A 13,219-nucleotide genomic window follows, 5' to 3' on the forward strand; every position below is an offset into this window, starting at 1 on the left:
GGTGGCGGCGTGACGGACGTCGTCCGGTTGGAGGGGATCGGCAAGGCCTTCCTGGGCGTGCCGGTGCTGCGCGGCGTCGACCTCGCACTGCGGGGCGGCGAGGTCCACGCGCTGGTGGGCGAGAACGGCGCGGGCAAGTCCACCCTGCTCAAGGTGCTGGCGGGCGTGCACCGGCCGGACACGGGCCGGGTCGTCGTGCGCGGCGAGGAGGTCTCGTTCGCCGCGCCGCGGGACGCGCAGGCGGCGGGCATCGCGATCATCCACCAGGAGCTCACGCTGCTGGAGCACCGCACGGTGGCCGAGAACGTCTTCCTGGGCCGCGAACCCGTGCGCCGCGGCCAGGTCGACCGGCGGGCGATGGAGGCGGAGACCCGGCGGCTGCTCGACTCGCTCGGCGAGGACGGGATCGACCCCGGCACCGAGGTGGCGCGGCTCTCCGTGGCGCGCAAGCAGGTCGTGGAGATCGTCAAGGCGCTGTCGGCCGACGCGACCGTCCTCGCGATGGACGAGCCGACCGCCGCGCTCGCCGACGGCGAGGTCGAGCTGCTGTACCGGCTGGTGCGCAGGCTGCGCGACCGCGGGATCGCGATCCTCTACGTGTCGCACCGGATGCGCGAGGTGTTCGACCTCAGCACCCGCATCACGGTGCTCAAGGACGGCGCGTTCGTCACCTCCGCGCCCACCGCCGAGCTGACCACCGACCAGGTCGTGCGGCACATGGTCGGCCGTCCACTCGACACGCTCTACCCCGAGCGCGCCACCGCGCCCGGCGAGGTGCGGCTGGCGCTGCGCGGCGCGGGGAACGACCGGGTGCGGGACCTGACGTTCGAGGTGCGGTCGGGCGAGGTCGTCGGCGTCGCAGGGCTGCAGGGCTCCGGCCGGTCCGCGCTCCTGCGGGCGATCTGGGGCGTCGAGCCGTTCACCACCGGGACGCTGGAGCTCGACGGGACCCCGGCCCGCGTCACCGGTCCGCGCACGGCGGTGCGCAAGGGCATCGGGTACGTCACCGAGGACCGCAAGGGCGAAGGGCTCGCGTTGCGGCAGTCGGTGCGCGACAACACCCTGCTCGTCCGCCGGGCGACCTCGCGCGGTGCGCGCGCCCGCCGCGAGACCGACCTGCGGGAGCTGCTGGCCTCGGTCGCCGTCGTCGCACGCGGCCCGCACCAGGAGGTGCGCTACCTCTCCGGCGGCAACCAGCAGAAGGTGGTGCTGGCCAGGTGGCTCGCCGTGCGGCCGCGCGTGCTGCTCGTGGACGAACCGACCCGCGGTGTCGACGTCGGCGCCAAGCAGGCGCTGTACCGGCTGCTGCGCGACCTGGCGGCCGACGGCCTCGCGATCCTGCTGGTCTCCTCCGAGCTGCCGGAGCTGATCGGGCTGAGCGACCGGGTCCTCGTGCTGCGCGAGGGCACCCTCGCGGGCGAGCTGCCCGCCGGTGCCGACGAGGAGACCGTGATGGGCCTGGCCACCGGACACCTGGTCGGAGAACCCGCGTGAGCGCCGTGGGCGTGGCGGCCGGCCGGCTGCCCGCGCGGCACCGCGCGGTCGCGTTCACCCCGGTCGTGGTCGTCTACCTGGCACTGGCGGCGTTGCTCGTCGTCGGCAGCGTGCTGGTGGCGCTCGACGGCGGCGTGCTCCTCGACCACGGCGGCGTCCTCAACATCCTGACCCGCAGCACGGTGCTCGGCCTCGTCGCGATCGGGCAGACGCTGGTGATCGTCACCGGCTCGCTCGACCTGTCCGTGGCCTACCTCGCCGGGCTGTGCTCGCTGATCGCCGCCGAGACCATGGCGGGCAGCACCGCCATGGTCGTGCCGGGCGTGCTGGCAGCGCTGGCCGTCGCCGCGGTCGTCGGGCTGGTCAACGGCCTGGTGATCACCGTGCTGAAGGCCAACGCGTTCATCGCCACGCTGGGCGTCGCGCTCGTCCTGCGCGGCTACCTGGAGCACAGCTACACCGGACCGGCCGGCAGCGTGCCGCGCGCGTTCCAGCACCTCGGCTACGACCGCATCGGCCCGGTGCCGGTGTCCGCGCTGCTGATGCTGGCGCTCGCCGCGGCGGCGTGGTGGTACCTGCGCCGCACCCGAACCGGCTACCACATGTACGCCGTCGGCGGTGACGTCGACGTGGCGCGGCTGTCCGGCGTGCGCACCGGGCGGACGATCGTCACCGCGCACGTCGTGTGCGCCGTCATGGCGGGGCTCGCCGGGGTGTTCCTGGCCTCGCGGCTGGGGTCCGGCGCACCGTACGTCGGCACCGACGCCGGGTACGACCTGGAGTCCATCGCGGCGGTCGTGCTGGGCGGTACGGCGCTGGCGGGTGGTCGCGGCGGAGTGGCCGGGACCATCGGCGGGGTGCTGATCCTGGCCACCCTGGACACGATCTTCGACGACCTCGGCGTGAACTCGTTCTTCAAGGACGTCGTCCGCGGTGTCGTGCTCGTCGTGGCTGTGGCGCTGTACGCGCGCCGCCGGCACACGGGGAGGTCGTCGTGACCCGGCTGCGGCTCGCCGACGGCACGGCACCCGTGCTGGTCGTGCTCGTGGTCCTGCTGGTGGCACTGGCGTTCGCCGGTCCCGCCTACTCCGAACCCAGCGGCTACCTCGCGCTGCTCAAGCGGGCGGCGCCGCTCGTGGTGCTCGCGGTGGGGCAGTACTTCGTGGTCGTGTCCGGCGGGTTCGACCTCTCGGTCGGCTCGCTGGTGACCGCCGAGGTGGTGATCGCGGCCCGGCTGGTGGACGGCGACGACGCCGACACCGCGTGGGTCGTCGCGCTGCTGCTCGGCTTCGGGCTGCTGGTCGGCCTGGTCAACGGGCTGGTCACGACGAAGCTGCTGGTGCCGTCGTTCATCGTGACGCTGGGGATGCTGCTGGTCCTCGACGGCGCGGTGTTCCTGTGGACCGGTGGCGCACCGCGCGGTGCGCTGTCGCCGTCGTTCCGCGTGGCCGGCCGGGGCGGTGCGGACGTGCCGCTGCTCGGGCAGGTGCCGTGGTCGGTGGTCGTCCTGCTGGTCGTGGTCGGCGCGGCGGTGTGGTTCATGCGCGGCCCGACCGGACGCCTGCTGGTCGCGGTGGGCGACAACGAGAAGGCGGTCCACCTCGCCGGTGGCCGGGTGGACCGGTTGCGGCTGCTCGCGTTCGTGCTGTCGGCGCTGCTCGCCACGGTCGCCGCGATCCTGCTCGCCGGGTTCGCCGGGGTCTCCGCCCAGGTCGGCCAGGGCCTGGAGTTCCGCGCCATCACCGCGGTGGTGCTCGGCGGGGTCCTGCTCGGCGGCGGCCGGGGTTCGGTGGTCGCCGCCGCCGCCGGTGCCGTGACGCTCGAAGCGCTCTTCTCCCTGCTGAACCTGCTCGGCGTCTCCGGTGCGCTGGAGTCCGCCGTGCAGGGCGTGATCATCATCGCCGCCGTGGCCTACGCCGCCCGCGGCACCGCGCTGCGCCGCCTGCTGCCGCACCGCAAGACCACTGTGGACAGCACGTGACCGCACCGCCGCACCACCTCTCCTGACCACACCGCCTGAGCCCCCGCCGAAGAAGCCGAGGAGCAAGCACATGCACAGGAATTGGTCCGTCGTGGCCCTGGCCGGCGCGCTGGTGGTGGCCGGGTGCTCCAGCGACCTGCCCGCCACCTCGGGCGCCGACGGCACCTCCGGACCGGCGAAGGCCACCGCGAAGTCGGAGTTCTACGACCAGGCGGAGCTCGCGCGCCAGCTGCGGTTCCGCACCGCGAAGGCGACCGGGCTCGACGGCCAGGACGGCACGGCGGGGCCCTGGGAGCAGGCGCTCGATCCGGAGCTGACCGACACGGCCAAGTACGCCAAGCCCGGTGGCGGCTACCACCTCTGCTTCTCCAACGCCTCGGTGGACAACCCGTGGCGGCAGGTCGGGTTCAAGACCATGCAGCAGGAGGTGAAGCTGCACCCGGAGATCACCAAGTTCACCGTCCTGGACGCCGAGGCCAAGGACGACAAGCAGATCAGCGACATCCAGTCGCTCGCCTCCCAGGGGTGCAGCGCGCTGGTCGTCTCGCCCAACACCACCGCCACGCTCACCCCGGCGGTCGAGGCCGCGTGCGCGACCGGCGTCCCGGTGATCGTGTTCGACCGCGGCGTGAAGACGAGCTGCCCGGTCACGTTCATCCACCCGATCGGCGGGTTCGCCTTCGGTGCCGACGGCGCCGAGTTCCTCAAGGAGAAGGTGGCGCCCGGAGGCAAGGTCCTCGCCCTGCGCATCCTGCCCGGTGTCGACGTGCTGGAGCAGCGCTGGGCCGCGGCCGACGAGGTGTTCGCGGGCAGTCAGGTGAAGGTCGTGGGTGTCGAGTTCACCGACGGCGACGCCGCCAAGACCAAGAGCATCGTCAACGAGTACATCCAGCGCGAGGGCAAGATCGACGGCGTCTGGATGGACGCCGGTGCCACCGCAGTGGCCGCGGTCGAGGCGTTCCAGGACGCCGGGGTGGCCATCCCGCCGTTCGTGGGCGAGGACCAGCAGGACTTCCTGCGCATCTGGGCCGACGAGAAGATGACCGCGGTCGCCCCCACCTACCCGACCTACCAGTGGCGCACGCCGGTGATCGCCGCGTTGCGCGTGCTCGGCGGCAAGCAGGTGCCGCGCGAGTGGGTGCTGCCGCAGCCCAAGGTCACCCAGGACACGCTGAAGGACTTCATCAAGCAGGACATGCCGCCGCTGCACTACGCGATGTGCGGCTGCGAGCAGATGCCCGGCTACCCCGCGCCGTGGAAGTGACCCGGTGATGAAGGCGTACGTGGAGCTGGTGCGCGCACCGGCGGCGCTCACCGTGCTGGGGGACACCCTGGTCGGCGCGCGGAAACCGTTGCGGGGCAGGGGACTGCTGCTGCCGCTGGCATCGGTGTCGCTGTACTGGGCGGGCATGGCGCTCAACGACTGGGCCGACCGGGACCTGGACGCGGCCGAACGGCCGGAGCGCCCGATCCCGTCCGGCCGGGTCGCACCGGACGCGGCACTGGCCACGGCGGCGGGCCTGACCGCGCTCGGCGTCGGGCTCGCCGCGGCCGCCGGGCGCAACGCACTGCCGCTCGCCGCCGCCGTGTGGGCCTACGACACCGCGTTGAAGGCCACGCCCGTCGGGCCGTTCGCGATGGCCGCGTGCCGTGCGCTGGACGTCCTGCTGGGCGGCCGGGCCGTGCTGCCCGCGGGCCTGATGGCCGCGCACACCCTGGGCGTCACGGCGTTGTCGCGTGGCGAGGTGCACGGCACGTCGCCCGCCACGGCGAAGGCGGTGCTGGCGGGCACGGTCCTCACCGCCGTCGCCGCGGCCGTGTCGTCCCGGCGCATCTCCGGGATCGCGGGGGCGCTGGGCTACGCGGTCACGGTCGGGCGCGCGCAGTGGAACGTGGTCCAGGACCCGAGCGCGCGGAACGTCCGCACCGCCACGAAGGAAGGCATCCACGGCATGGTGCTGCTGCAGTCCGCGCTCGCCGAGCACGGTGCCGCACTGCCGGTCGTGCTGCCGCTGGCGCAGGCGCTGAGCAGGAAGGTGAGCCCGACATGACGTTCCACCTGGGCTACGGCACCAACGGTTTCAGCAACCACCGCCTCGGCGACGCGCTCGCCGTGATCGCCGACCTCGGCTACACCGCCGTGGCGCTGACCCTCGACCACCACCACCTCGACCCGTTCGCCGACGACGTCGCCCGGCAGACCGACCGGCTCGCCGCCCGCCTGCACGAGCTGGGCCTGCGGGCCGTGGTGGAGACCGGCGCGCGGTACCTGCTCGACCCGCGTCGCAAGCACCACCCGACCCTGGTCAGCTCCGACCAGGACCGCCGGGTCGACTTCCTGGTGCGCGCCAAGCGGATCGCGGCCGACCTCGGCGCGGACTGCGTGTCGTTCTGGTCGGGCATCGGCTCGCCGGACGACTGGGACCACCTGCGCTCGGGGGTGGCCGCCGTGCTGGAGAACGGCCCGTCCGTCCCCATCGGACTCGAACCTGAACCGGGCATGGTCGTGCAGTGGCTGGAGCAGGCGCTGCGGCTGCGCACCGAGCTCGGCGACCCCGAACAGCTGCGGATCACCCTCGACGTCGGGCACTGCGTCGCCGTCGAGCCGCAGGACGCGGCCGCGTGCATCCGGCAGGCCGGTGAGCTGCTGGTCAACGTGCAGCTCGACGACATGCTGCCGGGCGTGCACGAGCACCTGGAGTTCGGTGACGGGCACCTGGACCTGCCCGCCACCCTCGCCGCGCTGACCGACATCGGGTACACCGGTGTCGCCGCGGTCGAGCTGCCCCGGCACAGCCACGCGGCACCGGACGTGGCGGCACGGGCGCTGCGGGCGTTGCGCGCGGCCCGGTGGCTGGCCGACGCCGAACGGGCGGTGCGGACCGACCCGAACGCGATCGACACCCTGTTCCCGGCCGTGGGCAGAGCGGTCGGAACGGGTGAGGACGCCGCCAGGGTCCGGCTGCTCACCGCGTTCGCCGACGCGACCGGCGACCCGGTCGACGGCCTCACCCGGCTCTACCGGTACGGCACCTCCGCGGAACGGCGCGGCGTCCTGCGCGGCCTCGCCGAGCTGGGCGACCGGGCTCCCGCCGCCGGTGTCGCGCTGGTCGAGGACGCGTTGCGCAGCAACGAGACCGGCCTCGTGGCGGCGGCGCTCGGCCCGTTCGCCACCCGGCACCTGAGCCGGCACGCGTGGCGCCACGGCGTGCTCAAGTGCCTGTTCATGGGCATCCCGCTGACCGCGGTCGACGGCCTGGACCGGCACTCGGACCCGGAGCTGCTGCGCATGGTGGCCGCGTTCGCGGAGGAACGCCGTGCCGCCGGCCGTCCCGTGCCCGCCGACGCCCTCGCCCTGCTCGGAAAGGCTTCGTGATGCGCATCTTCGACCCGCACATCCACATGACGTCCCGCACGACCGACGACTACGAGGCCATGCGCGACGCCGGGGTGGAGGCGCTCGTCGAGCCCGCGTTCTGGCTCGGGCAGCCGCGCACGAGCGTCGGGTCGTTCGTCGACTACTTCGACGCCCTGCTCGGGTGGGAACGCTTCCGCGCCGCCCAGTTCGGCATCGCCCACCACTGCGCGCTCGCGCTGAACCCCAAGGAGGCCAACGACCCGCGCTGCGCCGAGGTGCTCGACGTGCTGCCGCGCTACCTCGCCAAGGACGGCGTGGTCGCGGTCGGCGAGGTCGGCTACGACTCGATGACGCCCGAGGAGGACGACGCGTTCGCCCGCCAGCTGGAACTGGCGCAGCGGCACGACCTCCCGGTCCTCGTGCACACCCCGCACCGCGACAAGCAGGCCGGTACCCGGCGCACGCTCGACGTCGTCCGCGAGTCCGGGCTGGCACCGGAACGGGTGCTGGTCGACCACCTCAACGAGACCACCGTGCGGATGGTCGCGGACGCGGGCTGCTGGATGGGGTTCTCCGTCTACCCGGACACCAAGATGGACGAGAAGCGGACGGTCGCGCTGCTCACCGAGCACGGCACGGACCGGATGCTGGTCAACTCCGCCGCCGACTGGGGCCGCTCCGACCCGTTGAAGACGTACAAGACCGGGCAGGCCATGCTGGACGCCGGGTTCTCCGCCGACGACGTCGAGAAGGTGTTGTGGCACAACCCGGTCGAGTTCTACGGCCAGAGCGGTCGGCTCGCGCTCGACCCGGTGACGGCGGGTGCGGTCGACGCGGCCACCGGCAGCTCGGTGCTGCGGGGTGAGCGGTGATCGCCTACTGCACCAACGTCCACCCGGCACCCGACCTGCCCGGCGTCCTCGCCCAGCTCGACCGGCACGCCGTGCGCGTGCGGGAGGCGCTGGGCGCGGACACGCTCCCGCTGGGGCTGTGGCTGCCCGCACCGGTCGCCCACGGCCTCGCCGAGGACGTGTCCGCGCGGCGGGCGTTCGGGGCGGAGCTGGCGGCGCGCGGCCTGACGGTGTCGACGCTGAACGCGTTCCCGTACGGCGACTTCCACGAGGAGGTCGTCAAGCACAAGGTGTACTTCCCTACGTGGACCGATCCGCGACGGCTCGAGTACACGAAGGACTGCGCGACCGTACTGGCCGACCTGCTGCCCGACTCCGCCTCGTACGGCAGCATCTCCACCCTGCCGCTGGCGTGGCGGGAGCCGTGGACGTTGATGGACGACGGCGCCGCGACGGCCGCGCTCGCCGAGCTCACCCGGTTCCTGCGCGAACTGCCCGGCCGGCCGGTCAAGCTCGCCGTCGAACCGGAACCGGGCTGCGTGCTCGACACCGTCGCCGACGCGGTCGGCTGGCTCGCCGGCCGGGCCGACCCCGAGCTCGTCGGGCTGTGCCTGGACACCTGCCACCTCGCGGTGTCGTTCGCCGACCCGGTGGCGGCGGTCGAGTCGATCCGGCGGGCGGGGCTGTCGATCGTCAAGGTGCAGGCGTCGGCGGCGCTCGAAGTCGCGGAACCCGGCACCGAGGAGGGCAGGCTGGCGGTCGCGGCCTACGGCGAACCCCGGTACCTGCACCAGGTCCGGGAGAACGCGCCGGGCGGCGTGCTGGCCGCGGACGACCTGCCGGAGGCGTTTCACACCCTGCCCGCCGAGCACCCGTGGCGGGTGCACTTCCACGTGCCGCTGCACGCCGTGCCACCCGCACCGCTCACGTCCACCACCGACGTGCTCGTGGCCGCGGTCGCCGCGGTGGACCCCGGTACCCACGTCGAGGTCGAGACCTACACCTGGACGGTGCTGCCGGGGGCGGGCGACCTGGCCGACGGCATCGCGGCGGAGCTGCGGTGGGCGCACCAGCACCTGGCGGCGGGGGTGGCGGCGTGAAACCACTGGTGGTGCTGAACGTCGTCGGCATGACCCCGGCGCTGCTGGCCCACATGCCGAACCTGGCGCGGCTGGGCTGGCAGGCGGAGCTGGGCACGGTGCTGCCGGCCGTGACGTGCAGCGCGCAGGCCACGCTGCTCACCGGCCTCACCCCGGCACGGCACGGGATCGTCGGCAACGGCTGGTACTTCCGCGACCTCGGCGAGGTCCACCTGTGGCGCCAGCACAACCGGCTCGTCGGCGGCGAGAAGCTGTGGGAGACCGCCCGCCGCGCCCACCCCGGTTACACCGCCGCCAACATCTGCTGGTGGTACGCGATGGGCGCGTCCACCGACATCACCGTCACGCCCCGGCCGATCTACCACGCGGACGGCCGCAAGTCGCCGGACTGCTACGTCCGCCCACCCGGCCTGCACGACGAGCTGGTGGGTGCACTGGGGGAGTTCCCGCTGTTCCAGTACTGGGGTCCCACGGCGGCGCTGGCGTCCAGCGAGTGGATCATCGGCGCTGCCAGGAAGGTGTTCACCGAGCAGCGGCCCGACCTGCTGCTGGTCTACGTGCCGCACCTGGACTACGACCTCCAGCGGTTCGGCCCGTCGTCCCCGCAGGCGGTGAAGGCGGCGGCGGACGTGGACCGCGCGCTGGCGCCGTTGCTGGCCGATGTCGCGGACGCCACCGTGGTCGCGTTGTCGGAGTACGGCATCACGGACGCGCGCCGGCCGGTGGACGTCAACCGCGCACTGCGCGCCGCCGGTCTGCTGGAGGTCCACACGCAGGCCGGGATGGAGTACCTGGACCCGTGGACGTCCCGGGCGTTCGCGGTGGCCGACCACCAGGTCGCGCACGTGTACGTCGCCGACCCGGCCGACGTGCCGCGCACCAGGGCGGTGCTCGCCGAACTGCCCGGCGTCGACGTGCTGTACGACCGCGAGGGGCAGGCGGCCGTCGGACTGGACCACGAACGGTCCGGTGAGCTGGTCGCGGTCGCCGAGCCGGACGCGTGGTTCACCTACTACTACTGGACCGACGACAACCGTGCGCCGGACTTCGCCCGTGGCGTGGACATCCACCGCAAGCCCGGCTACGACCCGGCGGAACTCTTCTTCGACCCGGCCGACCCGCTCGCGAAGGCCAGGGCGGGGCTCAACCTGGCCCGCAAGAAGCTCGGCCTGCGGTACGCGATGAACGTCGTGCCGCTGGACCCGTCGTGCGTGCGCGGCACGCACGGCAGATCGCCCGACCGCGCGGCCGACGGCCCGGTGCTGCTCTGCTCGGACCCGGCGGTGCCGCCGTCGGTCGAGCGCACCGGGCGCGTCGCCGCGACCGAAGTACGGAACCTGTTGCTAGCGCTGCAGGGCATGCCCGCAGAGGAGTTCAGCCGATGACCAGACCGCTCACGTCACGCCCCACCCGGCGGGAAAGCCACCTGGCGGCGGTCCCCGCGGTGCGCCAGGACCACACCGTGGCCGTCGGCAAGGAACCCACGGCCGCCACCCGCCGCCTGCTGCGGCTCATGGGCACCGGCGCCACCGACCGGGCGATCGCCCGCGAGCTCGACGTCAGCCTGCGCACCCTGCACCGGCGGATCGCGCGGCTGCAGTCGTTGCTCGGCGTGCAGTCCCGGTTCCAGCTCGGCGTGCTCGCCGCGGAGCTGGAGTGGCTCGTGGTGTCCCCGCCTCGGCAGGCCGTGGGCGAGTGAGAACGGGCCCGCCGGCCGCTGTGGGACGCGGCAGCGGCAGGCGGGCCTCCCTCCTGCTCGCCACGCAGATGCCGGAGAGGTGCGGAGCGAGGGGGTCAGCGGCGGTTGGCCACCGCCTCCTGCAGCAACGCCAGGGCCTGCTTCGCCACCACGTTGAACATGCCCATCGTCGTGTCACGCGTGCCGAGCACGACCAGCAACGTGTCGGCGTCGACGCCGAACACCCCGGCCTGACCGGAGTCGCCCTCGAAGAACACCGCCCGCGGGCTGCCGACACCGGCCTGCGCGGTGAACTGGTTCGCGAGACCCGCCGCCGCCGCGGCCATCGCCGCCACGCCGTCGTCCTGGACGCCGCGGGTGACGGCGCACAGCACCAGGCCGTCCCTGGTGGCGACCAGCACACCGTTGATCGCGACGGAGTCGATCGACCCGTGGACCTCCGCCAGCGCCTCGGTCATGACCTTCGCGTCGGTGCCCGGCAGGGGAGTGGTGACCGGGCCGTGGCTCGGTGTCGTCGCTCCGCGCCGGCGCGTCGGCAGGGCTTCCGGGGACGACGACGGGTGGATGAACATCTCGTTCACACCGTGAGGTCGGCTTCGATGGCCCTCAGGCTGTGCCTGGCGAGGGCCAGGTTGGCCCGCTCCCGGTCCAGCACGAGGTACAGGAAGAGCATCGACGAGCCCCGCTTGCCCGGGGAGAGCAGCCGGATCAGGTGGTACTGGCGCTGCAGGGTGATCAGGATGTCCTCGATCTCGTCGTTCAGCTTGAGCGCCGAGATGACCCGCTGCTTGGACCGCACGACCTCGGTGTTCCCGGCCGCCGCCACCTCCAGGTCGAGCCAGTCGCCACCGCCGATCGACCCCAGCGACATCCCGCTGTCGTAGTCGACGAGCGCGGCCCCCACCGCGCCGGTGATGGTCATGGCTTCTTTCAGCGCGGTATCGATGTTCATCCCGGCGATTTCCCCTCGTGCGCGAACGGTCACACGCGGCGACATCTCCCGTGGGCCGCGTGGTGGATCACCTTACGTCGCACCGGGTCGCCGGGCCATGGCCGTTTGGAGCAACGTGTGGACGGTCCGTGCTCCTATGAGGACCGCGCCCAGGACGGCCCAGATCGTCGTCTGAACCCAAACGTTCTGCGGGAGCGGTGCTAAACGTCCTGTGTGGACTTTAGCTGCCGAACGGGGTGTGGCGGTGTTCTGTCATCCCCCTGCCGCCGTCTTGACGCTCGTCCGAAACCGCTGCTCTCATGGGCCGATGAGACCTTGGAAAGCGCTTACCACATTACGCCTGTTGACCTCCGTCCTCCTCGTGGCCGGGCTGCTGACCGCGGGCACGACCGCCGCGCAGGCGTCCACCGCCGGGTTCCGGGGCGTCAACTGGGCCGACCAGCGCGACAACTTCGTCAACGGCGTGCTCTACCCCTCGGGGCTCAGCGCCTCGGACACCTACTCCTCGGCCGCCACCGTCGCCGACCGCGTCGTCGGCGGGCTCTACGCCGTCACCGGCGCGAACACCGTGCGGTTGCCGGTGAACGAGCCGACGGTGTCGACCTACTGGGGCACCTACACCGGTGCGATCGACACGGCGCTCACCAAGGGCAACGTGATCCTCGCGTACTGGGCGCACACCGGTGGCCGGCCGCAGAACCAGGCGGCGTTCCAGCAGATGTGGGACCGGGTGGTCGCCAAGTACGGCTCGCACCCCAACGCCTACTTCGAGGTCATCAACGAACCGCACGGGTACAGCACGGGCGACCTCAACAACATGTACAACGACTGGCTGAACAGGTACTCGTCCGTCCCGCGCGGCCGGGTCGTCCTCGACGGCGCCGGCCTCGCCCAGAACGTCCCCGCGGTCGGCGGCGACAGCCGGCTCAACGGCACCCTGCTCGCCGTGCACGACTACTCGTTCTTCGCCGGCTTCGAGAGCGAGACCGAGTGGGCCGACCACATCGGCAGCTACATCGGCGCCTACGCGAGCCGCACCATCGCCACCGAGTGGGGCGCCGCGATGGGCCCCGGCACCAAGAACGGCGTGTACTTCGACGCGGTTGACTACAGCGTCCCCAGCGGTTCCTACATGGCCGACTACGTCCGCGGTGTCGCCGCGAAGCTGCGCAGCCTCGGCATGGGCAGCGTCTACTGGCCCGGTCTGCGCGACGGCGACTGGTACAGCATGACCACCCGCAGCGGCACCGGCCAGAACACCGCGCTGACGCTGACGAACCCGTCCGGCCTCCAGCAGCTGCGGCACTCCTGGGGCCTCGGCGACAACGGCTCCACCACCGTCGAGATCCGCAACGTCGCGACCGGCTGGTACGTCGACGGCCTCGGCCGCAGCACCGACGCCGCGGCCGGTCAGGGCACCGGCGGCACCAGCGCCAGCCAGCGCTGGGTGGTCGAGAACACCGGTTCGTTCGTGCGCTTCCGCAACACCGTGACCGGCCTGTACCTCGACGGCGCCGGCCGCACCGGCAACGGTTCCGACACCGGCCAGCGCGCGAGCAGCACCGCCACGAGCCAGCAGTGGGCCGTGGTGACCGGCAAGGCCAGGGGCAACGACGTCCGCATCCGCAACCGCGCCACGGGGCTCTACCTCGACGGCATGGGACGCACGGCGACGGCGGCGAACCTCGGCCAGTGGAGCGACAGCAACAGCACGAACCAGCAGTGGCGGATCCTCCCGGCGGGCTGAGCCGGTCGCCGCGGAATTCGCCTCGGGCCGATTCCTT

13 protein-coding genes are annotated in these 13,219 nt (G+C 72.8%); 11 read left to right on the plus strand and 2 right to left on the minus strand.

Translation table 11 applies throughout. The annotated features are described in order from the left end of the window. Positions 1-9 precede the first annotated feature (9 nt). From ACZ7CF_RS21770 to ACZ7CF_RS21815, 10 genes are all read left to right on the plus strand, one after another. Positions 10-1,494 carry a sugar ABC transporter ATP-binding protein gene (locus ACZ7CF_RS21770; RefSeq protein ID WP_470370402.1) on the plus strand — a complete coding sequence of 495 codons (1,485 nt, stop codon included), beginning with the start codon at positions 10-12 and terminating at the stop codon, positions 1,492-1,494. A 5-nt stretch (positions 1,495-1,499) separates the two neighbouring features. Then, positions 1,500-2,492, plus strand: a complete 993-nt coding sequence (locus ACZ7CF_RS21775) for an ABC transporter permease (protein ID WP_470370612.1) — start codon at positions 1,500-1,502, stop codon at positions 2,490-2,492. Beyond that, positions 2,489-3,475, plus strand: coding sequence for an ABC transporter permease (locus ACZ7CF_RS21780; protein ID WP_458431751.1), 987 nt, complete (start codon positions 2,489-2,491; stop codon positions 3,473-3,475). Before ACZ7CF_RS21775 ends, ACZ7CF_RS21780 begins: the two co-directional genes overlap by 4 nt. Positions 3,476-3,545: 70 nt before the next feature. After that, positions 3,546-4,739, plus strand: coding sequence for a substrate-binding domain-containing protein (locus tag ACZ7CF_RS21785; RefSeq protein ID WP_360389554.1), 1,194 nt, complete (start codon positions 3,546-3,548; stop codon positions 4,737-4,739). Positions 4,740-4,746: 7 nt separating this feature from the next. Beyond that, positions 4,747-5,526, plus strand: a complete 780-nt coding sequence (locus tag ACZ7CF_RS21790; RefSeq protein ID WP_470370403.1) for an SCO3242 family prenyltransferase — start codon at positions 4,747-4,749, stop codon at positions 5,524-5,526. Further along, positions 5,523-6,851: an EboA domain-containing protein gene (locus ACZ7CF_RS21795; protein ID WP_470370404.1), complete on the plus strand. Its 1,329-nt coding sequence runs from the start codon at positions 5,523-5,525 to the stop codon at positions 6,849-6,851. Before ACZ7CF_RS21790 ends, ACZ7CF_RS21795 begins: the two co-directional genes overlap by 4 nt. Further along, a complete protein-coding gene (locus ACZ7CF_RS21800; protein WP_458431755.1) occupies positions 6,851-7,705 on the plus strand; it encodes a TatD family hydrolase in 855 nt (284 codons plus the stop codon). The genes ACZ7CF_RS21795 and ACZ7CF_RS21800 overlap by 1 nt, the downstream gene beginning before the upstream one ends. Continuing rightward, positions 7,702-8,784, plus strand: a complete 1,083-nt coding sequence (gene eboE / locus ACZ7CF_RS21805; protein ID WP_470370405.1) for a metabolite traffic protein EboE — start codon at positions 7,702-7,704, stop codon at positions 8,782-8,784. The genes ACZ7CF_RS21800 and eboE overlap by 4 nt, the downstream gene beginning before the upstream one ends. Then, positions 8,781-10,169 carry an alkaline phosphatase family protein gene (locus tag ACZ7CF_RS21810; RefSeq protein ID WP_470370406.1) on the plus strand — a complete coding sequence of 463 codons (1,389 nt, stop codon included), beginning with the start codon at positions 8,781-8,783 and terminating at the stop codon, positions 10,167-10,169. The genes eboE and ACZ7CF_RS21810 overlap by 4 nt, the downstream gene beginning before the upstream one ends. Continuing rightward, positions 10,166-10,483 (plus strand): helix-turn-helix domain-containing protein, encoded by a 318-nt coding sequence (locus tag ACZ7CF_RS21815; RefSeq protein ID WP_470370407.1) that lies wholly within the window; start codon positions 10,166-10,168, stop codon positions 10,481-10,483. The genes ACZ7CF_RS21810 and ACZ7CF_RS21815 overlap by 4 nt, the downstream gene beginning before the upstream one ends. A gap of 95 nt (positions 10,484-10,578) precedes the next feature. On the opposite strand, the gene ACZ7CF_RS21820 is transcribed toward ACZ7CF_RS21815, so the two are convergent. Together ACZ7CF_RS21820 and ACZ7CF_RS21825 are read right to left on the minus strand one after the other, a co-directional pair. After that, entirely contained in the window at positions 10,579-11,055 is a 477-nt protein-coding gene (locus tag ACZ7CF_RS21820; protein WP_470370613.1) for a roadblock/LC7 domain-containing protein, read from the minus strand. 5 nt (positions 11,056-11,060) lie between these two features. Beyond that, the gene (locus tag ACZ7CF_RS21825) at positions 11,061-11,435 is read right to left on the minus strand and encodes a hypothetical protein (RefSeq protein WP_360389536.1); all 375 of its coding nucleotides are present in this window, start codon (positions 11,433-11,435) and stop codon (positions 11,061-11,063) included. A 343-nt stretch (positions 11,436-11,778) separates the two neighbouring features. Here ACZ7CF_RS21825 and ACZ7CF_RS21830 point away from each other — a divergent pair, with 343 nt between their 5' ends. Continuing rightward, positions 11,779-13,182 (plus strand): RICIN domain-containing protein, encoded by a 1,404-nt coding sequence (locus tag ACZ7CF_RS21830; RefSeq protein ID WP_470370408.1) that lies wholly within the window; start codon positions 11,779-11,781, stop codon positions 13,180-13,182. The last annotated feature ends 37 nt before the right edge of the window (positions 13,183-13,219 follow it).

It is taken from the genome of Lentzea sp. NPDC036955, from assembly GCF_055608005.1.